Genomic DNA, 23,787 nt, shown 5'->3' on the forward strand with positions numbered 1-23,787 from the left:
GTCAGCGCTCACCTTCCGCAGTGGAGTCCAAGGCTTCGGCCTGCTCGACCGAAACCTCGTCGTCGTCGAACAGCGGCCGGATGCCCCGGACCGCCATGATCTCGTCGTTGCCGGTGCCCGCCGCGACCATCGGCCACACCTGGGCATCCTTCCCCACGACGAAGTCGATCACGACGGGACGGTCGTTGATCTCCATCGCGCGGCGGATGGTGGCGTCGACGTCTTCCTTCGTCTCGCACCGCAGGCCGGCGCAGCCGAGCGCCTCGGCCAGCAGCACGAAGTCCGGGATGCGGTGCTTGTGCGTGCCGAGGTCGGTGTTGGAGTACCGCTCCGAGTAGAACAGGTTCTGCCACTGGCGGACCATGCCGAGGTTGCCGTTGTTGATCACGGCGACCTTGATCGGCGCGCCTTCGATGGCGCAGGTGGCCAGCTCCTGGTTGGTCATCTGGAAGCAGCCGTCGCCGTCGATCGCCCACACCTGCTTGTCCGGGACGCCGAACTGCGCGCCCATCGCGGCGGGCACGGCGTAGCCCATGGTGCCGAGGCCGCCGGAGTTGATCCAGGTGCGCGGGTTCTCGTACTTGACGAACTGCGCGGCCCACATCTGGTGCTGGCCGACACCCGCGGCGTACACCGCGTCGGGCCCGACGATTTCGCCGATGCGCTCGATGACGTACTGCGGCGACAGCGAACCGTCGTCGGGCCACTCGTAGCCCGCCGGGTAGGTCTTGCGCCAGTCGTCGAGCTGGGTCCACCAGTCGGTCAGCTCCGGCTTGCCGCCGTGCTCGAACTCCGTCTTCACCGCGGTGATCAGCTCGCCGATGATCTCCTTGCAGTCGCCCACGATCGGGACGTCGGCCTTGCGGTTCTTGGAGATCTCGGCCGGGTCGATGTCGGCGTGCACGACCGCGGCGTCCGGCGCGAACGACGACAGCTGGCCGGTGACCCGGTCGTCGAACCGCGCGCCGAGCGCGACGAGCAGGTCGGCCCGCTGCATCGACGCGACCGCGGCGACCGAGCCGTGCATGCCCGGCATGCCGAGGTGCTGCGGGTGCGAGTCGGGGAACGCGCCGCGCGCCATCAGCGTCGTGACGACCGGGATGCCGGTCAGCTCGGCGAGCTGCTTCAGCTGTTCGTGCGCCTCCGCCTTGATGACGCCGCCGCCGACGTACAGCACCGGCCGGCGCGACTTCGCGATCAGCTTCGCCGCTTCGCGGACCTGCTTGCCGTGCGGGCGCAGCGTGGGGCGGTAGCCCGGCAGCCGCAGCTCGGTCGGCCAGGAGAACGAGGTCATCTCCTGCAGCACGTCCTTCGGGATGTCCACCAGGACGGGCCCGGGCCTGCCGGTCGCCGCCAGGTGGAACGCCTCGGCGATGGTCCGCGGGATCTCCGCCGGGTCCGTGACGAGGAAGTTGTGCTTGGTGATCGGCATGGTGATGCCGCAGATGTCGGCTTCCTGGAACGCGTCGGTGCCGATCAGCGACCGGGACTGCTGCCCGGTGATGGCGACGACCGGGACGGAGTCCATGTTCGCGTCGGCCAGCGGGGTGACCAGGTTGGTCGCGCCGGGGCCGGAGGTGGCCATGCAGACGCCGACCTTGCCGGTGGCCTGCGCGTAGCCGGTGGCGGCGTGGCCCGCGCCCTGCTCGTGGCGGACCAGGACGTGGCGGACCTTCGTCGAGTCCAGCAGCGGGTCGTAGGCGGGCAGGATGGTGCCGCCGGGAATGCCGAAGACCACCTCGGCGCCGACCGCCTCGAGCGAGCGCACGAGCGACTGGGCGCCGGTGACGCGCACCGGGGTTCCCGCCGGTGGCGCCGGCTTCGGACGTGCTCCGGGCGTTCCGGGCGTCGGCCCGGGTTTCGCGTCGCTGCGCGACGTGGCACTGGTCATCGGTTCTGCCTCGTGGGTCTCGGTGTCACTCGTTCGGGTCGGTTTTGTGCGGTAGGGCCGGGAATCGCTTCCCTTGGGCAACAAAAAACCCTCGCCGACCGTAAGGTCGCACGAGGGTTCGCGCGTCGACGCAGCGGAAAGTCTTCCCTAAGCGTCGACGCGCTTGGGAAGTACGAGGCCGGTCAGCGGTGTCACGGCGATGACGCTAGCCCGAACGCCGCGCGGGTGTCAACTCTGCGGGACGATCCGTCCGCATCGTGGACGCGGGTCACATCCGCGCCACCCGGGTCCGGGCCGGTGAGCGGCGCGGTGCACCATTTCCGGGTGGCCGAAAAAGAGCAGGACGAAGGCCGGAAGGCCGTCTTCCGCATCCCCCGCACGTCGTTCATGGCGATCGCCCTCCTGACGGTCTGCGTGACGCCGGTGGCGCTCGGGGACATCCCGTACCTGCAGTGGCTCTACGTCTTCCCCATCGCGCTGACGGTGTTCGTGATCCGGACGCGCACCGTCGCGACGCGCGAAGGTCTGGCGGTCCGCACGGTGTTCGGCCACCGCGACGTGCCGTGGTCGGCGTTGAAGGGCCTCGCGATCACGAAGAAGGCGCGCGTCCAGGCGGTGCTCAAGGACGACACGAAGGTGCCGCTGCCGACCGTGCGGACCCGGCACCTGCCGGTGCTGTCGCTGGTGAGCGAGGGTCTCGTCGCGGATCCGAGCGGGCAGCTGAAGCAAGAGGACATCAAGCCCGGGACACCGGGTCCGGCCACCGCGGAGTAACCCGGTCCCCGCCCGCCCCCACCCTCGGCGGACGGGTTTCGCCCGGCAGCGTAAATTGGTCCTACCAGTTTCGCCGGCCACCCTTTGACCTGGGAGTTCCCGTGCCGCCTCTCCGTTCCCGGACCACCACCCACGGCCGCAACGCCGCGGGCGCGCGCTCGCTCTGGCGCGCCACCGGCATGACCGACAGCGACTTCGGCAAGCCGATCGTGGCGATCGCCAACTCCTACACGCAGTTCGTGCCCGGGCACGTGCACCTCAAGGACCTCGGCGAGATCGTCGCCGGCGCGGTCAAGGAAGCCGGCGGCGTCGCGCGCGAGTTCCACACCATCGCCGTCGACGACGGTATCGCCATGGGCCACTCCGGCATGCTCTACTCGCTGCCTTCGCGCGAGATCATCGCCGACTCGGTCGAGTACATGGTCAACGCGCACCAGGCCGACGCGCTGGTGTGCATCTCCAACTGCGACAAGATCACCCCGGGCATGCTCAACGCGGCGATGCGGCTGAACATCCCGGTGGTGTTCGTCTCCGGCGGGCCGATGGAGGCGGGCAAGGCGGTCGTCCTCGACGGCGTCGCGCACCCGTCGTCGGACCTGATCACCACGATCGCGGCGTCGGCGAACGCGGCGGTGGACGAGGACGGCCTCGCGGCCATCGAGCGATCCGCCTGCCCGACCTGCGGTTCCTGCTCCGGCATGTTCACCGCGAACTCGATGAACTGCCTGACCGAAGCACTGGGCCTTTCCCTGCCGGGCAACGGCTCCACGCTGGCGACGCACGCCGCGCGCCGGGCGCTGTTCGAGGAGGCCGGGCGCACGGTCGTCGAGCTGTGCCGCCGCTGGTACGAGCAGGACGACGAGTCGGTCCTGCCGCGCTCGATCGCGTCGAAGGCGGCGTTCGAGAACGCGATGGCGCTCGACATGGCGATGGGCGGCTCGACGAACACCGTGCTGCACATCCTCGCCGCCGCGCAGGAGGGCGAGGTCGACTTCACGATCGCCGACATCGACGCGATCGGCAGGCGTGTGCCGTGCCTGTCGAAGGTGGCGCCGAACTCCGACTACCACATGGAGGACGTCCACCGCGCCGGCGGCATCCCGGCGATCCTCGGCGAGCTGTACCGCGGCGGGCTGCTGAACACCGACGTGTGGTCGGTGCACTCCCCCGACCTCGAGTCGTGGCTGGCCGAGTGGGACATCCGGGCCGAGTCGCCCTCCCCCGCCGCGGTCGAGCTGTTCCACGCGGCGCCGGGCGGGGTCCGCACGACCGAGGCGTTCTCGACGTCGAACCGCTGGTCGTCGCTGGACACGGACGCGGCGAACGGCTGCATCCGCGACGTCGAGCACGCGTACACGAAGGACGGCGGCCTGGCGATCCTGCGCGGCAACCTCGCCGAGAACGGCGCGGTGATCAAGGCGGCGGGGATCGACGAGGACCTGTGGCACTTCGAAGGCCCGGCGCGGGTGCTGGAGAGCCAGGAGGAAGCCGTTTCGGCGATCCTGAAGAAGGAGATCCAGCCGGGCGAGGTGCTGGTGATCCGCTACGAGGGCCCGGCGGGCGGCCCCGGCATGCAGGAGATGCTGCACCCGACGGCGTTCCTGAAGGGATCCGGCCTCGGCAAGAAGTGCGCCCTGATCACCGACGGCCGCTTCTCGGGCGGCTCGTCGGGAATCTCCGTCGGCCACATCTCGCCGGAGGCGGCCGCGGGCGGCCTGATCGGCCTGGTGGAGAACGGCGACCGCATTCTGCTGGACGTCCACGAGCGGCGCCTGGAGCTGCTGGTGGACGAGTCGGTGCTGGCGGAGCGCCGCGCGAAGATGGAGGCGTCCGAGCGGCCGTGGCAGCCGAAGGACCGCCAGCGCCCGGTGACAGCGGCCCTGCGCGCGTACGCCCGCATGGCTACGTCGGCGGACACGGGCGCGGTCCGCGACGTCACCAAGTAAGCCCCCTGGCGATGGCCGCCCTTTCGCGGGCGGCCATCGTCGTCACCGCGTCAAGACGATGACCACCACGGCGGCCGCGGCGGCCAGCAGCAGCGACACGAGCCCCAGCGGCAACGGCCGCTTCCGCCACGGCGTGTTCCGCTCCAGCGAAACCGGCCCGGCGCCGGTGAAGACCAGGCTCAACGCCGAAGCCGCCAGCAGCAGCTCGAACTCGAAGCCCTGGCCCTGGCCTTCGAAGAAGCCGCCGTGGAACTTCGCGTACACGGCGTTCGCCGCGACACCGAGCAGGCCCGCCGCGGCCAGCGGCGTGAACAGCCCGACGATCACCAGCAGTCCGCCACCCACTTCGGTGATGCCGGTGAGCCACGACAGCAGCGTCGTCTGCTTGTGGTAGCCGAACGTCTCCAGCACCCGCGCGAACCCGCCGATGCCCGGCCCGCCGAACAGGCCGAACAGGTGCTGCAGGCCGTGCGCGCCCATGGTGACACCGAGCACCAGCCGCAGGATCAGCAGCCCGAAGCCGAGCCCGCCCTGCCGCGGGGTGTCGTCCGCCCCGTCGTCCTCGACACCCGAGAGAAGGCTGGTGGGCTGCTGCGAAAAGTCGTCTCCACTGCTCACGCGCGAAGAGTAGCGGGCGCGGCGGGCTCAGTACTCGCCGTGGACGAGGTTGTCCGGCAACTCGCCGCCCGCGTACCGCGCGATCTCGGCCGCGGCGACGGCGTACGACCGCCCTCGCACCCCGCGCACGGCCCCGCCGACGTGCGGGGTCAGCACCAGGCCCGGCGCCGTCCACAGCGGGTGCCCGGGCGGCGGCGGTTCGGGGTCGGTGACGTCGAGGGCCGCTCGCAGCCGTCCCGTGGCCAGCTCGGCGACCAGGGCGCCGGTGTCCACGACGGCGCCGCGCGCGACGTTGACCAGCACCGCGCCGTCCCGCATCTCGGCCAGGAACGCCGCGTCGACCATCCCGCGCGTGCGCGAGGTCAGCGGCACCATGAGCACGACGACGTCGTGCAGCCCGAGCAGCGAAGGCAGCTCGCGGACGCCGTGCACGCCCTCCCGCGCGGTCATCGCGACCATGGTGCATCGCGCGTCGAACGGCTCGAGCCGGCGCCGCAGGTGCCGGCCCAGGTCGCCGGCGCCGATGATCAGCACGCGCTTGCCCTGCAGCGTGTCGGCGCTCTGCCGCTCCCACCGCCCTTCCCGCTGGGCCGCGGCGAAGACGTCCAGCTTGCGGTACATCGACAGCAGCACGGCGACGACCCACTCGGCGGTGCTGCCGCCGTGCGCGCCGCGGCAGGTGGACAGCAGGACGCCGTCGGGCACCTTGCCGACCCAGTCCTCGGCGCCGGCGGACAGCAGCTGGATCAGCTTCAGGTTGGGCAGCGTGCGCCACAGCTGCTCACCCGGCGGGTGCTTCCCCGGGATCAGCACCTCGGCCTTCGCGGCCTCGGGCGGCACCGGCTCGCCCCACTGGTAGCGCACGGGCAGGACCCGTGGCACCTCGGCGAGCACGGTCATGCCCTCGTCGTCGGGCACCAGCACGGTCAGCGTCATGATCCCCAACGTAATCGAGGAGTACTCACCCATGGTTCACGCACCGGCCCCTAGGCTGGGGGATCATGCGCACTCGGTACCGGTCGGCCCTGCTGGCCATCCTGGCCTGCGGCGTCCTGCTGCCGGCCGGCTGCGCGCGGTTCGACGACACCGCGGCGGGCCAGACGTTCAGCCCCGCGCCCGTGCCCAGCCCCGAGTCGCCGCCCGAGGTCCAGGGCCCCGGCGCGGACTCCGGCGGCGGCGACCACCAGGTGCAGCCCGGACAGGCCACGCCGGTGCCGCCGCCGCAGGGCTGCAAGGACTTCAACCCGGCGGTCATCGGGACCTGCCTGGACACCGTCGCCGCCGTCGCCGGCCTGCCGGGTGACGGCGCCACGCCGAGCGCGCTGGCCGGCGAGCGCAAGAGCGGCCGGGTCCTGCTCGCGACGGCGGGCAAGGACGCCACCGACTTCGCGAAACTCGACGTCCAGGCGGCCGGCGACGGCGGGCTGACCGGGCTCGCGCTCTCGCCGTCGTACGTCGAGGACCAGCTGGTGTTCGCCTACGTCACGACGGCGACGGACAACCGCGTGGTGCGGTTCGCGAAGGGCCAGCCCGCGAAGCCGGTGCTGACCGGCATCCCGAAGGGCGCGACGGGCAACCGCGGCACGATCAGCGCGGACAACCGCGGCGCGCTGCTCGTCGCGACCGGCGACGGCGGCAACCCGAACGCCGCCACCGACCCGGGTTCCCTGGCCGGCAAGGTGCTGCGGATCGACACGTCCGGCAAGGCCGCGGCGGGCAACCCGAACGGCTCGCTGGTGGTGGCGGCGGGCCTGCACGCACCCGGCGGCCTGTGCGCGTCGGCCGACGGCGGCCGCGTCTGGGTCACCGACCGGCTGCCGGACAAGGACGCCCTCTACCGCGTGCAGGCCGGCCAGCCGCTGACGACGCCGGCGTGGACGTGGCCGGACAAGCCGGGTGTCGCGGGCTGCGCGGACTTCGTCGAAGCGAACGGCTCGGTCTTGGTCGGCACGTCGCTGGCCGGGAACCTGCAGAACCTGCCGGTGACGGCGGAAGGCGCCGTCAGCGGGAAGCCGACGGTGAGCCTCGACGGCAAGACGGGCAAGCCGCCGGAGACGTTCGGCCGCCTCGCCGGGATGAGCATGATCAACCCGCAGCTGGCGGTGGCGGGCACGGTCAACAAGGACGGCGGCACGCCGGTCTCGAGCGACGACCGCGTCGTGCTGATCACCCCGGCCACATCCGGCGGCGGAAACGGCAAGGACTGACCCGGCCGGAGTAGCAGGCCCGTCTATTTCTCACCGAACGTGACATTGATCCGCCCCTTCTGGCTCACGATCCGGTGATCTTCGCCCTGTTAAGGTCACGTCCGGGCGGATCCTCACCGTGGTCCGCCGAGGGGGATTTCCGGATGTTCACGTCTTTTCGTGCTGCCCGGACGACGACGCGCGTTTCGCCGTCGGCCGGCTGACGCCTTTCCGGTCTTTTCCCACGCCCGAGCACCGGACGGTGTGGCGCCGGTGCGCGTCCACGGAAAGAGAGCCATGAGACCGGTGAAAAGACTTCGGCGGCTCCGGCGCGGCGGCCTGGTCGTCGCGCTCGTCGCCGCACTGACCACCCAGACCGTTCAGCAAGCCACGGCGGCACCCGCGGCGGCACCCAGAGCCGCCGCGGCCACCACCACCGAGCTGACCCCGCGCGCCAAGGTCCTCACGATCTGGCGCAGCGCCGGCTCCCAGGTCAAGGCCGAAGCCGAAAAGGCGCTGATCGGTTCCGACGCCGACGTCACGGCGTTCCTGAACGACAAGCTGGGCCGCCTCGCCGCACTCGACGACCGGCTGTCGGTCAACCAGATCCTCAACGCCGGCGGCCCGGCTGTGAAAACCGCGGCGCAGCAGGCCCTCGACGCCGCGGACAGCGACCCGGCCGCGCTGCGCACCTTCATCAACGAAACGTGGGTGACCGCGTCGGTCACCGACCTGCGCGTGCGGGTCAACCAGATCATGGCCGCGGGTGGTTCCCAGGTCAAAAAGGCCGCGCAGGCCGCCCTCGACAACGGAAGCTACGACGCGCTCCACGAGTTCCTCGACAAGACCGCGGCGAGCGCCGAGGCGACCGACCTCCGGCTGCGGGTCAACCAGATCCTCGCGATCAGCGGCCCGGAAGCGAAGGCCGCCGCGCAGGACGCGCTCGACGACGGGACGCCGAACCGGCTGCGGTTGTTCATCGACCGCGAATGGGAGGTCGCCGCCGCCCGCGATCAGGAGACCGCGAGCATCCAGCAGCTGGTGGACGCGGCGAAGATCGCCGGCGCCCAGGCCGCGCAGGAGACCCAGGAAGCGAAGGACGCCGCCGATCGCGCGGTGAAGGAAGCCGACCTCGCCCGGCAGGCGAGCGAGCTGGCCGCCCAGGCGGCGGAGGCGGCCAAGGACAACGCGGCGGGCGCGGCCGAAGCGGCAGGCCGGGCCGCCACCGCGGCGGACCGGGCGGCGAGCGCGGCGGTCACCGCGATCGGCGCGGCGAACGCGGCGACGTCCGCGGCCAGGGTCGCCGCCAATGCGGCCACGCGGGCCGCCACGGCCGCGTCGAAGGCCGGACAGGCGTCGACCGCCGCGTGGAACGCCGCCGCGGCCGCCCGCGTCGACCGGGGCAAGGCCGGGGACGCGTCCAAGGCGGCCCTCGACGCGGCCGCGGCGTCGACCAGCGCGCAGCAGGCGGTCGACGCGATCGACCAGGCGAAGGTCGCGCTGGGGCACGCGAAGGAAGCCATCGACGCGGCCAACTCGGCCGGCACCAACGCCTCGAATTCGGCGGCGGCGGCACGCGAAGCCGTCAAGTGGGCGAAGGCGGCGGGCGCGGACGCGCGGCAGGCCGAAGAGGCTGCGGCGACCGCACAGCGGCAGGCCGACCGGGCCAACCGGGCGGCGGCCTCGGCACGCGCGTACGCGGACGAAGCGGCGGACGCGGCCGCCCAGGCACGCGAGCTGGCCGCACGTGCGGCCGCGGATGCCGCTGTCGCCGCCGCGGCGGCGAAGGACGCGGCGGACCACGCCGTCAACGCCGACCAGGCGGCCCAGCTCGCTACCGAACACGCGAACGCGGCGAGCACGGCCGCGCAGATCGCGGTCGACTCCGCCAAGCAGGCCCAGCGGATCTACGACGCGGCCCGCAAGGCCGACACGGACCGGATCGCCCTGCAGGCCGACCAGGCGACCGAAGCCGCGCAGCAGGCGCTCGGCGTCCACGACCAGCTGGGCCTGACCCGCAACTGGAACGCGGCACAGGAAGCCCAGCGCGACGCGGAAACCAACCGGCTGCTGGCGGAGGCGAACGCTCCCGGCACCGACCCGGCACTGGTCACCCTCGACGGCCGCAAGGTCGCCCTGCGGCTGCTGACCACCGGCGGCCCGTGGACGAAGTCGGCCGCCGAAGGCGCGCTTTCCGGCGCCGACCGCGAAGTCCAGGAGTTCGTCCACACCGGACTCGCCCGGGCGGCGGCGCTGGACGACCGCGAGACCCTGCAGGAGATCGCCGACGACGCGAACCCGGCCAAGAAGGCGGCGGCACAGCAGGCACTGGCGGGCAGCGACGCCGACGTCAAGCGGTTCCTCGCCGACCCCGGCTATCCGACCGAGGGCACCGACCTGCGGCTGCAGGTCAACCAGGTCCAGGCGACCGCGCGCGCCGAAAGCAACGCCGTCGTCGTCTCCGAGGCGCAGAAGGCGCTGGACGCCGGGACGGTGGCGGCGTACCGGCAGTTCCTGGACACCGGGCAGAACCTCGCCCGCGAGAAAGACGAGCGGATCGCGCTCAACCAGCTGATCGCCGACTCGGCGACCGGGCCCGAAACCCGGATGCTGGCGCAAGCGGCGCTGGCCGGCCCGCCCGACATGGTCCGGATGTACCGGCTCAACGGCCAGTACGTCGCGGCTCGCCACGACCGGGAATCCGCAGCGCACAACGCGGTCGTCGCCGGCCTGGTCGCCGAAGCCACGTCGGTCGCGGCGACGGCGTCGCAGAACGCCGCGCTGGCCCAGTCCGTCGCCGCGAACGCCCGTCACGCCGCCGAGCAGGCGCTGGAGTACGCCAAGCAGGCCGACGCGTTCGCCGCCAACGCCATCAATTCGGCGAAGGACGCAGCGAAGTCGGCACAGGACGCGCGGGATTCGGCGATCCAGGCCGCGCAGTCGGCCGACACCGCGCAGCAGGCCGCGGCGCGGGCCTCCCAGGCGGCGGTCCGGGCGACGCAGTCGGCGGTCTCGGCGCGGCACTCGGCCAACCTGGCGAACCAGTACGCGCAGAGCGCCATCCAGGCGGCGCACCAGGCGTACCAGGACGCGATCGACGCCGGCAAGGACGCCGACGCCGCCGTCGCGGCCGCGAACGACGCCCGTGACAAGGCGATCGCCAAGGCCAACGCCGAGATCGACGCGGCGAAGAAGAAGTTCGCCGACGACGTCAACGGGGCCTGCAACGCCGTGCCGGCCGGGCCGGAGCACGACGACTGCGTCGCCCGCGCGACGCGGATGATCAACGACCCCAAGGGCGAGTCCGAGCGCAACGTCGCGGTCTGCAACCAGCTCAAGCAGTACAGCGAGCAGACGTTCAACGACTGCCTCAAGGGAGCGTACAACCCGGCGCTGACCTACGTCATCAACAAGGCCATCGCCGACGCCAAGCAGAAGGCCGAGGACGAGGCCGACTCGGAACGCTGGTGGTCGATCGCGGGCACGATCGTCGCGGGCGCGGTGGTCGTCGGCGCGGGCATCTTCTGCGCGGAGGTCTGCACGGCCCCGCTGGTGGGCGCGCTGGCCGGAGCCGAAGCGGGCTTCCTCGCCGAAGCGGCGGGCGCGGGCATCGAGCTGACGATCGGAGCCGAGTTCGTCACCGGAATCGCCAGCGACTCGTTCCTCGCGTCGCGGTTGAGCGCGCTGAGTTCGGAGGAGTTCCTTTCCGGCATCGCCGTCCGGAACACGCTCGGCGACCTCGCCCGCACGATCATCAGCAAGATCGGCGGGGCGTGCGTACCCGGCTTCGCGGCGGCCCACAGCGCCGCGGCGGCCGGGGGTTACTGCCTCAACCCGATCCAGTACGAGCGCTGGGGCAGCGAGCTGGCCGACAAGGCGTACGAACTGCGCCGGACGATGGGTCTGCTCGGGAAGCCGGAAATCAACGTCGCGGTGGCGAAGATCCCCGGTTACACGGATCCGGTTCTCGGCGAGGGTTACGTCGGCGCGATCAGCGGCAGCGGCAAGCACGCCGAGGAACGCATCATCGACACGCTGCGGCAGAAGGGGTTCGACACGAAGGCGATCGAGCGCCTGTTCACCGAGCGCAGCCCGTGCCAGGACACCTGCGCGCCGCTGCTCGGTGAGGCGCTGGCGAACGGAACCACGGTGGACTTCGCGGTCTACTACCTGAAGGAAAGCAAAATGGAAATCGAATCCCTGGAAGCGCTGATCGCCGAGCGCGCCCGGGGATATCGCTGACGGTGAGATCGCCGGTGGCGGCCGCGCGCTACGGCGCCGGCCACCACCGGCCCGGTGTTAAGGTGCCAAAGTGACCGACCCGTTCCGTTACGAGAAGGCCGCGCTCGTCGCCGACGACCCGATGTTCCGCGCCCCGGCCGAGGCGGTGTCCGCGTGGCGGGAACTGGCCGAAGCGGTGCGCGCGGAACTGGCCAGGATGGGCTTCCCGGCCACGGTCCTCGACCGGTTCAGCCCGGCCCCGTGGCCGACCGGCGCGCGGATCCACGTCAACGACATCCAGCCGTTCGGCGTCACGCTGGACTGGCACGCCCCGTTGCAGGAAACGGATTCTTACCGCGAGCACGCCCGCCGCCAGGATCCCGAGGACCCGCTGGTCGGCTACGTGATCACGGCCAACGAACTGATCGTCCGGTCGCTGCTGGAAGTAGTGCGGGCGGCGGGTTTCCGGACGCTCATCGACCACGAAGAACGCCAGACGTACCACTACCGCGTGCTGGAAGCACCCCGGTTCCCGAAGGCCTGACCGAATCCGTTCCACGCTAGGCCAACGGCTTCAGCTCCACCCGCCGCCCCTCGGCCGACGACGTCAACCCGGCCTCCGCCAGCTGCAACCCGCGCGCGGCCGAGAAGAAGTCGTACTGGTGCTGCCGCCCGGCGACGACGTCCCGGACGAACTCCTCCCACTGCGCCTTGAAGCCGTTGTCGAACTCGGCGTTGTCCGGCACCTCCTGCCACTGGTCGCGGAAGCGCTCGGTCGCCGGCAGGTCCGGGTTCCAGACCGGCTTCGGCGTCGCCGAGCGGTGCTGGACGCGGCAGCGCCGCAGGCCGGCCACCGCGCTGCCCTCGGTGCCGTCGACCTGGAACTCGACCAGCTCGTCGCGGAAGACCCGCGTGGACCACGACGAGTTGATCTGCGCGATCACCCCGGACTCGAGCTCGAAGATGCCGTACGCGGCGTCGTCGGCCGTCGCCGGGTACGGCTCGCCTTTTTCGTCCCAACGGCGCGGAATGTGCGTGACCGCCTTCGCCGTCACGGCGGCAACACGGCCGAAGAGGTTCTCGAGCACGTAGTTCCAGTGGCAGAACATGTCGAGCACGATCCCGCCGCCGTCCTCGGCGCGGTAGTTCCAGCTCGGCCGCTGCGCCTCCTGCCAGTCGCCCTCGAAGACCCAGTAGCCGAACTCGCCGCGCACCGACAGGATCCGTCCGAAGAACCCGCCGTCGACCAGCCGCCGCAGCTTCCGCAGGCCGGGCAGGAACAGCTTGTCGTGGACGACGCCGTGACAAATCCCCGCGTCACGCGCGAGCCCGGCCAGTTCCAGCGCCGACGGCAGCGTCTCGGCCAGCGGCTTCTCGGCGTAGACGTGCTTGCCCGCGGCGATCGCCGCCCGCACCGACGGCTCGCGCGCCGACGTCAGCTGCGCGTCGAAGTAGATCAGCGCGTCGTCCAGCGCCGAGGCGACGTCTGTCGTCCACGCGGTCAAGCCGTGCCGATCGGCGAGTTCTTTCAGCTTCGCCGCGTTGCGGCCGGCAAGGATCGGTTCGAGTTGCACGCGGGAGCCGTCGGGCAGTTCGACGCCGCCTTGCTCGCGGATGGCCAGCACCGACCGGAGCAGGTGCTGCCGGTAGCCCATCCGGCCGGTGACGCCGTTGAGCAGCACTCCGACGCTCGTCTGGTTCATCGCTGACGGCCCTCCTGGTCGATGTCGTATCCGGCGCGGCGTCCGCACATGCCGTAGCCGTCCGGTTCGGACGGCGTCGCGACGCGGACACCCGACTGTCCGAGGTGGCTCCCGTCGCCGTCGGCGAGGGCCTTGAGATGCACGCCGGTCAGTTCCGCGGCCTTCAGGGCGCCGGCCCGCCAGCGCGGCACCCAGTCTCCGATTTTCGGCGAAACCAGCGCGACGGCCGCCCGGTGGAACCTGCGCAGCGGCTCCGGATCGCCGTCCAGGAGCGCCTCCCGCAGCGGCAGGTAGCCGCGAATGGCCAGGTCACGGCGTTGCCGCGCGGCGTGGTCGGTTTTCGGCAACGCGGCCGCTGCGGCGTAAGCGGCGGGATCGGCGAGCACGTCGGGCGGGAACGTGAAGACGGCATCGCCCGCCTCGGGCAGCCCGCCGTTCTGCATGAGGACGGTGACGCGCAGGCCGCCGCCCTGCACCATCCGGTGCACGGTGCCCGGCGCGAACCACGCGATCACGCCGGCTTCGAGCGGCGTCTCCGCATACCCGCCGGTGCTCAACGTCTGGACGGCGCCCCGCCCGGCCGTCACGACGTAGGCCTCGGTGCAGGCGAGGTGCAGGTGCGGACTGCCGCCGCAGACGCCGTCCTCGGCCTCCCAATCGTAGGCCCGCAGGTGCGAGACGCCGATGCCGCCCGGTAGCGGGAATTCGTTCATGACCATCCGTGCCTGCCGAGGTATCGGGTCACCTGTTCGCGGTCCCACGCCCCATCGGCGACGACGATCCGGTAGCGGTAGGTGAAGCTCTCCCCCGGCGGCAGGACGAATTCGTCGAAAAACGCCCACGAGAAGGCCACCATCGGCGTCTCCCGGGAGCGGACGAACCAATGCGATTCGTGGATGGCGTGGTCGTTCTCCGGCGCGTGGACGAAGACGAGCGTCGAATGCGCGTCGACGTCGTCGTGTTCGCCGACGAAGGCCAGCCACGGCGCCTGCGCCCCCATCATCGTGTCGCCGCCGAGGTCACCGGGCCCGAAGACGCGGCCGCCGCTGAAGTCGCGCGGACCCCGCCAGTGCAGCCCGGTGTACCCGGCCTGCGCGCGGCCGGCGGTGGTCGGGCTGCCGAACACGAGCGGGGTGCCGCGGATGTTGGTCAGCTCGATACCCCAGTCGATAGCCCAAGCGCCCTCGTCCGGCTCGACGGCGTGAACGACGATGTCCCGCCGCTCGCGCGCCCACTCGTCACCGCGGTTGGCGACCCAGGTGAGCCGTTCGGTGAGGGCCAGCCGGTCCGCCTCGACGGCGAAGGCGGCGAACCCGTCGTGCCGCATGGAGCCGATGCGGTCGGGCAGGTCCTGGTACCAGTGGCCGGGAACGTAGGTGTGGCCACCCCAGAAGTTCTGGCCGGACAGGTGGCTCGCGGTCATCTGCAGGCCCTTGTGCCACCGGTGGTCGGCCGGCCGGTACCCGCTGACGCGCCGGCCGCGCAACGTGCGCAGCGGGTGGGTGTAGGGCTTGCGCGACTCGTAGGCGACGGGGTCCGGCTTGTACACGTAGGACATCAGTGCGATCCCGTCAGCCTCGACGGTCACGCGATCGCCGTGCCGGTGCGTGACGGTGATCGGCCCGCTCACGCGGCATCAACCCCGGCCATCGAGCGGTAGAAGGCGTCCCCGGGCCGGATCTCACCGCGACGAACGCGCTGCCCGGTGAAGGCGGCCTTGTACAGAGCGGCGACGAATTCCAGCACCCGCCGCCCATCAGCCCCACCACACGGCGGCCGCCGCCGGGCACGGTAGGCGTCGAGCACGGGCTTCAACGCAGCGGTGTGCGAGCTGCCGAAGTCTCGCACCGGGGCCGTCTCGACCTGGGCATTGTGCGGCGCGAGGGTGTATCGCCAATTTTCGGCAACGTACCCGTAGAGGTGCGTGAGCTCGACGGTGGCGAGTTCACAGTCGATCCGAATCCGGCTCACTTCGTCGGGCGAGAGGACACTGTTGACGACGGTCGCGAGCGCCCCCGATTCGAACCGGACGAGCGCGGTGGAGACGTCCTCGGTCTCGACGTCGTGCACAAGCCGCGCGGACATCGCCTGGACCTCGGCCCACTCGCCGGCCTGCTTACCATCACCGGCGAGCAGGTGGAGCAGCAGATCCATCTGGTGGATGCCGTGCCCCATGGCCGGCCCGCCACCTTCGGTCGCCCACCGTCCCCGCCACGGAACCGCGTAGTAGCCGGCATCGCGATACCAGGTGGTCTGACAATGCGCGACAAGCGGGCGGCCCAGCTTCCCCATGGCGAGCAGATTCCGGAAGTGAGCAGCGGCGGCCCCGGACCGTTGCTGGTAGACGAAGGAGACATACGGCCCCCCGTCCCGCTCGGCGGCGACCACCTCGTCGTACTCGGCGAGCGAACGACACGGCGGCTTCTCGCACCAAACCCAGGCGCCACGCTCGAGCGCCATCTTGGTCTGCTCGACGTGCAGCCCTGGCGGCGTACAGACGGAGACAAGGTCGGGTTCCTGCTCGGCGAGCAGGGTCTCGAGGTCGCGGTACGGCTTGGCATGCTCGGTCGCGGCGCAGAAGGCCACGGCTCGCGCTTCATCGACGTCCGCGGCGGCGACGAGTTCGACATCATCCCGGAGGGCTCGATAGGCAGCCCGATGCCGCTCGGCGATCGCCCCTGCCCCGACTACGGCGACCCGTAAGCGCTTTCGCTGAGCCAACCTCGGACCTCCCTCCGCGCCCTACCGAGCCGGCGCGACGAACTTCACCGATGTGGGTGGACGTTCTCGGGTCACCGACGCCACAAACGTCTCAGAAAGCGCTTTCTCACGCAACGGCCGCCTCGGATGCCAACGTTGTCAACGCCAGCGTCAACCGAACGGACCACAGATCGCCTCACGCTTCGCGGTAAAGCCCGCAGTCGACAGGCTCCCTTCGCCGAGGACCAGGCGACCGCCACCCACGGGTCAGCGGCTCTTGCTGCGAGGCTGACGTTTCCGCGGCTGCCGGCTTTCGGCCCGCACCGCCCGGATGTCCAAGAAAGCGACCACACCCGAGAGGAGCGCGGCGAGCAGCCCGAGAAACCGGCCGAAGCCGGGCCCGATGGCGATGCCGGCAGCGTCGAAGATGCCGCGCTGGTCGGCGTCGAACTCCCAGTCGATGGTGAACCAGCCGAGCACCATCAGCAGCAGCGACGCGGCGGCGACCACCAGCCACAGGTGCGGCAGGCCGCTGACCCGCACTTTCCGGATTCGCCCGAAAACGACCACGATCAGCCCGGCCAGCAGCAACGGCAGCGGCGGGCACCACGCGAAGAAGCTCGAGTGCCACGCGTCGCGGACGACGTCACTGTGCGGCAACTGCGCCAGGACGACCTCGATGTCCGGCTTGTTGGTGCTGAGCGTGGTCCACGGGAGGAACGTCGACCCCAGCGCGAGCAGCCCGGCCGCCAGGCCGAGCCACTCGCGCCAGGTGACGCTCTTGACCGAAAACGGCTGTGTCATGAAAACGGTCAAGAACCGACGCGTTCGATGATCAGCTCGCGGACCCGCTTGGCGTCGGCCTGACCCTTGGTCGCTTTCATGACCGCGCCGACGATCGCGCCCGCCGCGGCCACCTTGCCGCCGCGGATCTTGTCGGCGACGTCCGGCTGCGCCGCCAACGCCTCGTCGATCGCCGCGAGCAGGGCCGAGTCGTCCGAGACGACCTTCAGCCCGCGCTTCTCGACGACCTCGCGCGGCTCGCCCTCGCCGGCGAGCACGCCCTGGACGACCTCCTTGGCGAGCTTGTTCGTCAGCTCACCGGACGACACCAGCCCGATGACCTCGGCCACCTGCTTCGGCGTGATCGGCAGGTCGGCCAGCTCGACCTCGCGGGCGTTCGCCTCCTGGGCCAGCGTGTTGACCCACCAGCCGCGCGCCTCGTCCGGCGACGCGCCCGCCTCGACGGTCGCCGCGACGAGGTCGACGGCGCCGACGTTCAGCAGGTCACGCAGGGCTTCGTCGGAAAGTGACCATTCCTTCTGGATCCGCTTCCGCCGCTCGGACGGCATCTCCGGCAGCGTCCCGCGCAGCTGCTCGACCCACTCGCGCGACGGCGCGATCGGAACCAGGTCCGGCTCCGGGAAGTACCGGTAGTCCTCGGCGGTCTCCTTGGTCCGGCCCGGCGACGTGGTGCCGTCGGCCTCCTGGAAGTGCCGCGTCTCCTGCTTGATCGTGCCGCCCTCGGCGAGGATCGCCGCCTGCCGCGTCATCTCGTAGCGGACAGCGCGCTCGACACTGCGCAGCGAGTTGACGTTCTTCGTCTCGGTGCGCGTCCCGAACTCGGTCGCGTCCTTCGCCATCAGCGAAACGTTCGCGTCGCAGCGCAGCGAGCCCTGGTCCATCCGGACGTCCGACACGTCGAGCGCGCGAAGCAGGTCACGCAGCGCCGTGACGTAGGCCCGGGCGACCTCGGGCGCGCGCGAGCCGGTGCCGGTGATCGGCTTTGTCACGATTTCGATCAACGGCACGCCGGCCCGGTTGTAGTCGAGCAGCGAGTGCTCGGCGCCGTGGATCCGGCCGGTCGCGCCACCGACGTGCAGCGACTTGCCGGTGTCCTCCTCCATGTGCGCGCGCTCGATCTCGACGCGCACGACCTCGCCGTCGTCCAGCGTGACGTCGAGGTAGCCGTTGAACGCGATCGGCTCGTCGTACTGCGACGTCTGGAAGTTCTTCGGCATGTCCGGGTAGAAGTAGTTCTTCCGCGCGAAGCGGCACCACTCGGCGATCTCGCAGTTGAGCGCCAGGCCGATCCGGATGGCGCCCTCGACGGCCTTGCCGTTGACGACCGGCAGGGCCCCGGGCAGGCCGAGGCACGTCGGGCAGACCTTCGTGTTCGGCTCGCCGCCGAACTCGTTCGGGCAGCCGCAGAACATCTTCGTGTTCGTGTTCAGCTCGACGTGCACCTCGAGCCCGAGCACCGGGTCGAACCGCTCGACGACGTCGGCGTAGTCCATCAACTCGGCCACGGCAGTCACTTCGTTCCTCCCAGCTCCGGGACCTTGTGGATGAGCGCCCCACCGGCGGCGGCGTCACGGGCGGCCTCATAAGCGGCGCCGACCCGGTAGAGCCGGTCGTCGGCGAGCGCCGGGGCCATGATCTGCAGCCCGACCGGCAGCCCGTCCTCGTCGGACAGCCCGCTCGGCACGCTCATCGCGGCGTTGCCGGCCAGGTTCGACGGGATCGTGCACAGGTCGGCGAGGTACATCGCCATCGGGTCGTCGACGCGCTCGCCGATCTTGAACGCCGTGGTCGGCGTCGTGGGCGAAACGAGGACATCGACCTTCTCGAACGCGGCGTCGAAGTCACGCGTGATCAGCGTGCGCACCTTCTGCGCCGAGCCGTAGTAGGCGTCGTAGTAGCCGGACGACAACGCGTACGTGCCCAGCATGATCCGCCGCTTGACCTCGGCGCCGAAGCCCTTCTCGCGGGTCAGCGACATGACCTCTTCGGCGCTGTGCGTACCGTCGTCGGCGACGCGCAGGCCGTAGCGCATGGCGTCGAACCGCGCGAGGTTCGACGAGCACTCGCTCGGCGCGATCAGGTAGTACGCGGGCAGCGCGTAGCCGAAATGCGGACAAGAGACCTCGACGACCTCGGCGCCCAGCGCCCGCAGCTGCTCGACGGCGGCCTGGAACGACCGTTCCACACCCGGCTGGTAGCCCTCGCCACCGAACTCCTTCACGACGCCGACCTTGACGCCCTTCAGGTCACCGGTCATGCCCTGCCGGGCCGCGGCGACCACCGGCGGCACCGGCGCGTCGATGGAAGTCGCGTCCCGCGGGTCGTGCCCGGCGATGACCTCGTGCAGCAGGGCGGCGTCGAGCACCGTCCGGGCACAGGGACCGGCCTGGTCGAGCGACGACGAAAAAGCGACGAGGCCGTACCGCGACACGCCACCGTAGGTCGGCTTCACCCCGACGGTCCCGGTGACGGCGCCCGGCTGCCGGATCGACCCACCGGTGTCCGTGCCGATCGCGATGGCCGCCTCGAACGCCGCGATCGACGCCGACGAGCCACCGCCCGAACCACCCGGGATACGGGCGTGATCCCACGGGTTGTGCGTCGGCCCGTACGCCGAGTTCTCGGTCGACGACCCCATGGCGAACTCGTCCATGTTCGTCTTGCCGAGGATGACGACACCGGCCTCGCGCAGCTTGCGCGTCACGGTCGCGTCGTACGGCGGGATCCAGCCTTCGAGCGTTTTCGAACCACAGGTCGTCGGGATGCCCTCGGTGGTGAGGACGTCCTTCAGCGCGAGCGGCACGCCGGCCAGCGGCGACGCGGGCGCCCGACCGGCGGCGATGCCCTCGTCGACGGCCTTGGCCGCGGCCAGCGCGCCCTCGGTGTCGACGTGCAGGAACGCGTGGATGTGGTCGTCGACCTCGGCGATCCGGTCCAGGTGGGCCTGGGTCACCTCGACCGCGGACACCTCGCGCGCGTGGATCTTCTCCGCCAGCTCGGCGGCGGTCAGCTTGATGAGCTCGGTCACTGCTCTTCCCCCAAGATCCGCGGCACCCGGAAACGCCCGTCTTCGGCGGCCGGCGCACCGGCCAGCGCCTGCTGCTGCGTGAGCCCGGGGACGACGACGTCCTGTCGGAAGACGTTCGTCAGCGGCACGGCGTGCGACGTGGGCGGCACGTCGTCGGCGGCGACCTCGCTCACCTTGGCCACCGAGTCCAGGATCTGGTCGAGCTGGCCGGCGAAGACGTCGAGCTCGTCGTCGGTCACGGCCAGCCTGGCCAGCTTCGCGAGGTGCGCGACCTCGTCTCGGGAAATGTTGGGCACGCGGGTGACTCCCGGGTTGTGCTGTGCGGGTTGTCTCGGAAGCTGCAAGTCTATGGTGACGGCGCGGGCGGACTCGACTGGGTTACGCCCGGCGCAGGCCGGGTGCCGTCCGGCGACGCTCGCATCCCGCCCGGCGGACAGCGGGTCCCGCGGGCCGGGTGGGTCTGTCACAATCGGCGACCGGCATCGAGCGTCCCACGGCAAGGCTGGGACGCCAGAGGCGAGAGGGGCGCGTGGTGTCGTTCCTGATCCGGGTCCTCCTTCCGGACAGCCCGGGGACCCTCGGCGCGGTCGCCACGGCGCTCGGCACGGTAGGCGCCGACATCCTCAGCGTGGACGTCGTCGAGCGCGGCACCGGAGTGGCGGTGGACGACCTGGTCGTCGAGCTGCCGTCCGGCCGCCTGCCCGACGCGCTGATCACGGCGGCGGAGAGCGTCGAAGGCGTCGAAGTGGACGCGGTCCGCCCGTACGCGGGCGTACTCGACACGCACCGCGAGCTGGAGCTGGTCGAGGAGATCGCCGCGCAGCCGAAGTCCGGCCTCGACGTCCTCGCCGAGGGCGTGCCGCGCATCGTGCGCGCCGGCTGGGCGATGATCGTCGAACACTCCGAGACCGGCGCGCTCCGGCTCGCGTCGTCGAGCGCCGCCCCTGAGACGCCGATCACGGACCTGCCGTGGCTACCGCTCGAGCGCGCGACCGTCCTCGACGGCGAAGAAGCCTGGATCCCGGAGACGTGGAAGGAGCTCGGCACCGAGCTGGCGGCGACGCCGCTCGGCAAGCCGGGCAAGGCGCTGCTGGTCGCCCGCCCGGGCGGGCCCGCCTTCCGCGCCGCCGAGGTCGCCCGCCTCGCCCACTTGGCGGGGATCGTCGCGGTCGTCCTCGACGGCTGACGCTGCCGCGACCGTTGTCGAGAAGTGGTCGATTTTCGACAACGCGCAGGTCAGCGCGGCTTCAGACGTCGATCTGGTAGGCGATCAGGCTGATGTGCGGGTACGGCCGCCAGTCCCGCTCGGGCAGCCGCGCGAACCCTAGACGCTCGTACAGCCGGTGCGCGCTGCGCATCCCCGCGAGGCTGCTCAGGACGACTTTGCGGACGCCGAGCGCCCGTGCACGGTCGAGCACGGCTCTGGTCAACGCCTCGCCGATGCCGCGTCCCCGCGCCGACGGCGCCACCGCGAGCATCCGGAACTCCAGTTCGCCCGGACGCGAAATCTCGGCGTACGGCGACCCGGGCTGCACGACGGTCACCGTGCCGAGCACGTCGCCCGCCTCATCGACGGCGACCAGCACCTCGGCGAGTTCGACGCGCCGCGCGACTTCGCGCAGCTCCGCGTCGTACCCGACGTCGTCGGCCAGGTGACCGTCGACCTCGTAGGCCTGCACCGTGACCTCGCCCGCCGCGGCGTAGTCCTCCGGCCGCGGTGGCCGGATCTCGACGTCACTCATCCGTTCCCCCAGTCTCGTCTTCGCCGGTTTCGTCACCGGCCGGCAGCGCCACCTCCCGCGCCGCCTCGGGCCCCTGCTCCAGCAGGACGCGGAAGCCGGCTTCGTCGAGCACCGGCACCTTGAGCTGAACGGCCTTGTCGTATTTCGAACCAGGGGAGTCCCCGACGACGACGAAGGCCGTCTTCTTCGACACCGACCCGGCGGCCTTCCCGCCGCGGGCCATGATGACCTCCTTGGCCTCGTCGCGGGAGAAGCCGTCGAGCGACCCCGTCACCACGATCGACAGGCCTTCGAGGTTGCGCGGGATCGACTCGTCCCGCTCCTCCTCCATCCGCACACCGGCGCGTCGCCATTTTTCGACGATTTCCCGGTGCCAGCCGACCTCGAACCACTCCCGTGTCGCCCGCGCGATGGTCGGCCCGACACCGTCGACGTTCGCCAGCTCCTCTTCGGTGGCCTGCTCGATGCGTTCGATGGAGCCGAACTCGCGAGCCAGTGCCTGCGCGGCGGTCGGCCCGACGTGCCGGATCGACAGAGCGACCAGCACTTTCCACAACGGCCGGTCCTTCGCCACGTCGAGGTTGGCGAGCAGCTTTCGCGCGTTTGCCGACAACTCGCCGGCCTTGGTCCGGAACAGCTCGACCTCGGCGAGGCTGTCTTCGTTCAGGTCGAAGACGTCGCCCTCGTCGGCGACCACGCGTGCGTCGAGCAGGGCGACCGCCGCCTCGTACCCGAGGACCTCGATGTCGAAGGCGCCGCGCCCGGCCAGGTGGAACAGCCGTTCCCGCAGCTGTGCGGGGCAGAACCGCGTGTTCGGGCAGCGGATGTCCTTGTCGCCCTCTTTCTGGTAGGCGAGCTCGGTGCCGCATTCCGGGCAATGGGTGGGCATGACGAACTCGCGCTCGTTGCCCGTGCGCGCGTCGACCACCGGCCCGAGGACTTCGGGGATGACGTCGCCGGCCTTGCGGATGACGATCCGATCGCCGATCAGCACGCCCTTGCGCTTGACCTCCTCCTGGTTGTGGAGGGTGGCCCGCGCGACGGTCGACCCGGCGACCTTGACCGGCTCGGTGACCGCGAACGGCGTCACCCGTCCGGTCCGCCCGACGCCGACCTGGATGTCCAGCAGCGTGGTGATCGCCTCTTCCGGCGGGTACTTGTAGGCAATCGCCCACCGCGGGGCGCGCGACGTCGTGCCGAGCCGTCGCTGCAACGCCACCTCGTCGACCTTGATGACGACGCCGTCGATCTCGTGCTCGGCGTCGTGCCGGTGCTCGCCCCAGTAGGCGATGTGGTCGGTGAGTTCCTCGGCGGTCCTCAGGACCTTGCTGTACGGCGAGACCGGGAGACCCCACGCGGCCAGCGCCTCGTACGCCTCGGACTGCCGCTGCGGCTCGAAGCCTTCACGCTTGCCCAACCCGTGACAGATCAGCCGGAGCCTGCGCTCCCGTGTGATCTTGGGGTCCTTCTGCCGCAACGAGCCGGCCGCGGTGTTGCGCGGGTTCGCGTACGGCTCCTTGCCGGCTTCGACCATCTTCGCGTTGAGCTCGAGGAAGTCCTCGACACGGAAGAAGACCTCGCCGCGCACCTCGACCAGTGCGGGCACCGGGAACCGGTCGGTGCCGGTCAGCGTCTCGGGGACCTGGTCGAGTGTGCGGACGTTGAGCGTGACGTCGTCACCGGTCCGGCCGTCGCCCCGTGTGAGCCCGCGGGTCAAGTGGCCGTTTTCGTACAGGAGGTTGATCGCCAGGCCGTCGATCTTCAGCTCGGCGAGGAACTCGGTGCGCCCGACTTCCTTCTCGACGCGTTCGAGCCAGGCCAGGAACGACTCCTGGTCGAACACGTTGTCCAGGCTGAGCATGCGCTCGAGGTGGTCGTACGGGGTGAACTCGGTCGAGAACGTGCCGCCGACCCGCTGGGTCGGCGACTCGGGCGTGACCAGCGCCGGGTGCGCGTCCTCCAGCCGCTGCAGCTCGCCCAGCAGCTCGTCGAACTGCCCGTCGGAGATGATCGGCGAGTCGAGGACGTAGTAGCGGTACTGGTGGTCACGCACTTCCTCGGCGAGGGCCTTGTGCCGCTCGCGGACGTCGGCCGGGACGTCGGTGACGTCCTCCGCGGCCACCGGGGCGTCGACCGCCGCGACCTGGTCCTGGGGAAGTTCGGTGCTGCTCACG

General features: G+C 71.1%; 19 protein-coding genes. 6 read left to right on the plus strand and 13 right to left on the minus strand.

The window, feature by feature from the left end; translation table 11 throughout:
* Window position 1: 1 nt before the first annotated feature.
* Window positions 2-1,891, minus strand: coding sequence for an acetolactate synthase large subunit (locus tag BT341_RS40110; RefSeq protein WP_072481186.1), 1,890 nt, complete (start codon window positions 1,889-1,891; stop codon window positions 2-4).
* Window positions 1,892-2,215: 324 nt separating this feature from the next.
* Here BT341_RS40110 and BT341_RS40115 point away from each other — a divergent pair, with 324 nt between their 5' ends.
* A complete protein-coding gene (locus BT341_RS40115; protein ID WP_084743305.1) occupies window positions 2,216-2,665 on the plus strand; it encodes a PH domain-containing protein in 450 nt (149 codons plus the stop codon).
* A gap of 101 nt (window positions 2,666-2,766) precedes the next feature.
* Window positions 2,767-4,611, plus strand: a complete 1,845-nt coding sequence (gene ilvD / locus BT341_RS40120; RefSeq protein WP_072481187.1) for a dihydroxy-acid dehydratase — start codon at window positions 2,767-2,769, stop codon at window positions 4,609-4,611.
* 42 nt (window positions 4,612-4,653) lie between these two features.
* Here the strand turns inward: ilvD and BT341_RS40125 are convergent, their stop codons facing one another.
* Window positions 4,654-5,229 (minus strand): DoxX family protein, encoded by a 576-nt coding sequence (locus tag BT341_RS40125; RefSeq protein ID WP_072481188.1) that lies wholly within the window; start codon window positions 5,227-5,229, stop codon window positions 4,654-4,656.
* Between the two features lie 27 nt (window positions 5,230-5,256).
* Window positions 5,257-6,165, minus strand: a complete 909-nt coding sequence (locus tag BT341_RS40130; RefSeq protein WP_072481189.1) for an NAD(P)-dependent oxidoreductase — start codon at window positions 6,163-6,165, stop codon at window positions 5,257-5,259.
* A gap of 65 nt (window positions 6,166-6,230) precedes the next feature.
* Between BT341_RS40130 and BT341_RS40135 the strand changes: the two genes are divergently transcribed.
* The 3 genes from BT341_RS40135 to BT341_RS40145 all read left to right on the plus strand — a co-directional run bounded on the left by BT341_RS40135 (window position 6,231) and on the right by BT341_RS40145 (window position 12,180).
* The gene (locus tag BT341_RS40135) at window positions 6,231-7,436 is read left to right on the plus strand and encodes a PQQ-dependent sugar dehydrogenase (RefSeq protein WP_072481190.1); all 1,206 of its coding nucleotides are present in this window, start codon (window positions 6,231-6,233) and stop codon (window positions 7,434-7,436) included.
* 276 nt (window positions 7,437-7,712) lie between these two features.
* The gene (locus BT341_RS40140; RefSeq protein WP_084743145.1) at window positions 7,713-11,657 is read left to right on the plus strand and encodes a nucleic acid/nucleotide deaminase domain-containing protein; all 3,945 of its coding nucleotides are present in this window, start codon (window positions 7,713-7,715) and stop codon (window positions 11,655-11,657) included.
* Window positions 11,658-11,727: 70 nt separating this feature from the next.
* The gene (locus tag BT341_RS40145; protein ID WP_072481192.1) at window positions 11,728-12,180 is read left to right on the plus strand and encodes a hypothetical protein; all 453 of its coding nucleotides are present in this window, start codon (window positions 11,728-11,730) and stop codon (window positions 12,178-12,180) included.
* A gap of 16 nt (window positions 12,181-12,196) precedes the next feature.
* On the opposite strand, the gene BT341_RS40150 is transcribed toward BT341_RS40145, so the two are convergent.
* The 8 genes from BT341_RS40150 to gatC form a co-directional block, all read right to left on the minus strand.
* A complete protein-coding gene (locus BT341_RS40150; protein WP_072481193.1) occupies window positions 12,197-13,339 on the minus strand; it encodes a Gfo/Idh/MocA family protein in 1,143 nt (380 codons plus the stop codon).
* A complete protein-coding gene (locus BT341_RS40155; RefSeq protein ID WP_072481194.1) occupies window positions 13,336-14,052 on the minus strand; it encodes a cupin domain-containing protein in 717 nt (238 codons plus the stop codon). Before BT341_RS40155 ends, BT341_RS40150 begins: the two co-directional genes overlap by 4 nt.
* On the minus strand, window positions 14,049-14,969 hold the full coding sequence (locus tag BT341_RS40160; RefSeq protein ID WP_072481195.1) for a DUF6807 domain-containing protein: 921 nt from the start codon (window positions 14,967-14,969) through the stop codon (window positions 14,049-14,051). The genes BT341_RS40155 and BT341_RS40160 overlap by 4 nt, the downstream gene beginning before the upstream one ends.
* Entirely contained in the window at window positions 14,966-16,060 is a 1,095-nt protein-coding gene (locus tag BT341_RS40165; protein ID WP_072481196.1) for a Gfo/Idh/MocA family protein, read from the minus strand. The genes BT341_RS40160 and BT341_RS40165 overlap by 4 nt, the downstream gene beginning before the upstream one ends.
* Before the next feature lie 246 nt (window positions 16,061-16,306).
* Window positions 16,307-16,843, minus strand: a complete 537-nt coding sequence (locus BT341_RS40170) for a hypothetical protein (RefSeq protein ID WP_072481197.1) — start codon at window positions 16,841-16,843, stop codon at window positions 16,307-16,309.
* Window positions 16,844-16,851: 8 nt separating this feature from the next.
* A complete protein-coding gene (gene gatB / locus BT341_RS40175; protein WP_072481198.1) occupies window positions 16,852-18,357 on the minus strand; it encodes an Asp-tRNA(Asn)/Glu-tRNA(Gln) amidotransferase subunit GatB in 1,506 nt (501 codons plus the stop codon).
* The gene (gene gatA / locus BT341_RS40180) at window positions 18,354-19,871 is read right to left on the minus strand and encodes an Asp-tRNA(Asn)/Glu-tRNA(Gln) amidotransferase subunit GatA (protein ID WP_072481199.1); all 1,518 of its coding nucleotides are present in this window, start codon (window positions 19,869-19,871) and stop codon (window positions 18,354-18,356) included. The genes gatB and gatA overlap by 4 nt, the downstream gene beginning before the upstream one ends.
* Entirely contained in the window at window positions 19,868-20,167 is a 300-nt protein-coding gene (gene gatC / locus BT341_RS40185) for an Asp-tRNA(Asn)/Glu-tRNA(Gln) amidotransferase subunit GatC (protein ID WP_003080804.1), read from the minus strand. The genes gatA and gatC overlap by 4 nt, the downstream gene beginning before the upstream one ends.
* 236 nt (window positions 20,168-20,403) lie before the next feature.
* On the opposite strand from gatC, the gene BT341_RS40190 reads away from it, so the two are divergent.
* A complete protein-coding gene (locus tag BT341_RS40190; protein WP_072482441.1) occupies window positions 20,404-21,057 on the plus strand; it encodes an ACT domain-containing protein in 654 nt (217 codons plus the stop codon).
* A gap of 61 nt (window positions 21,058-21,118) precedes the next feature.
* Here the strand turns inward: BT341_RS40190 and BT341_RS40195 are convergent, their stop codons facing one another.
* Both BT341_RS40195 and ligA read right to left on the minus strand, forming a co-directional pair.
* The gene (locus tag BT341_RS40195) at window positions 21,119-21,613 is read right to left on the minus strand and encodes a GNAT family N-acetyltransferase (protein WP_072481200.1); all 495 of its coding nucleotides are present in this window, start codon (window positions 21,611-21,613) and stop codon (window positions 21,119-21,121) included.
* Window positions 21,606-23,786, minus strand: coding sequence for an NAD-dependent DNA ligase LigA (gene ligA, locus BT341_RS40200; protein ID WP_072481201.1), 2,181 nt, complete (start codon window positions 23,784-23,786; stop codon window positions 21,606-21,608). Before ligA ends, BT341_RS40195 begins: the two co-directional genes overlap by 8 nt.
* Window position 23,787: the final 1 nt, after the last annotated feature.

Origin of the sequence: Amycolatopsis australiensis, assembly GCF_900119165.1 — a bacterium.
Taxonomy (GTDB): Bacteria; Actinomycetota; Actinomycetes; order Mycobacteriales; family Pseudonocardiaceae; genus Amycolatopsis; species Amycolatopsis australiensis.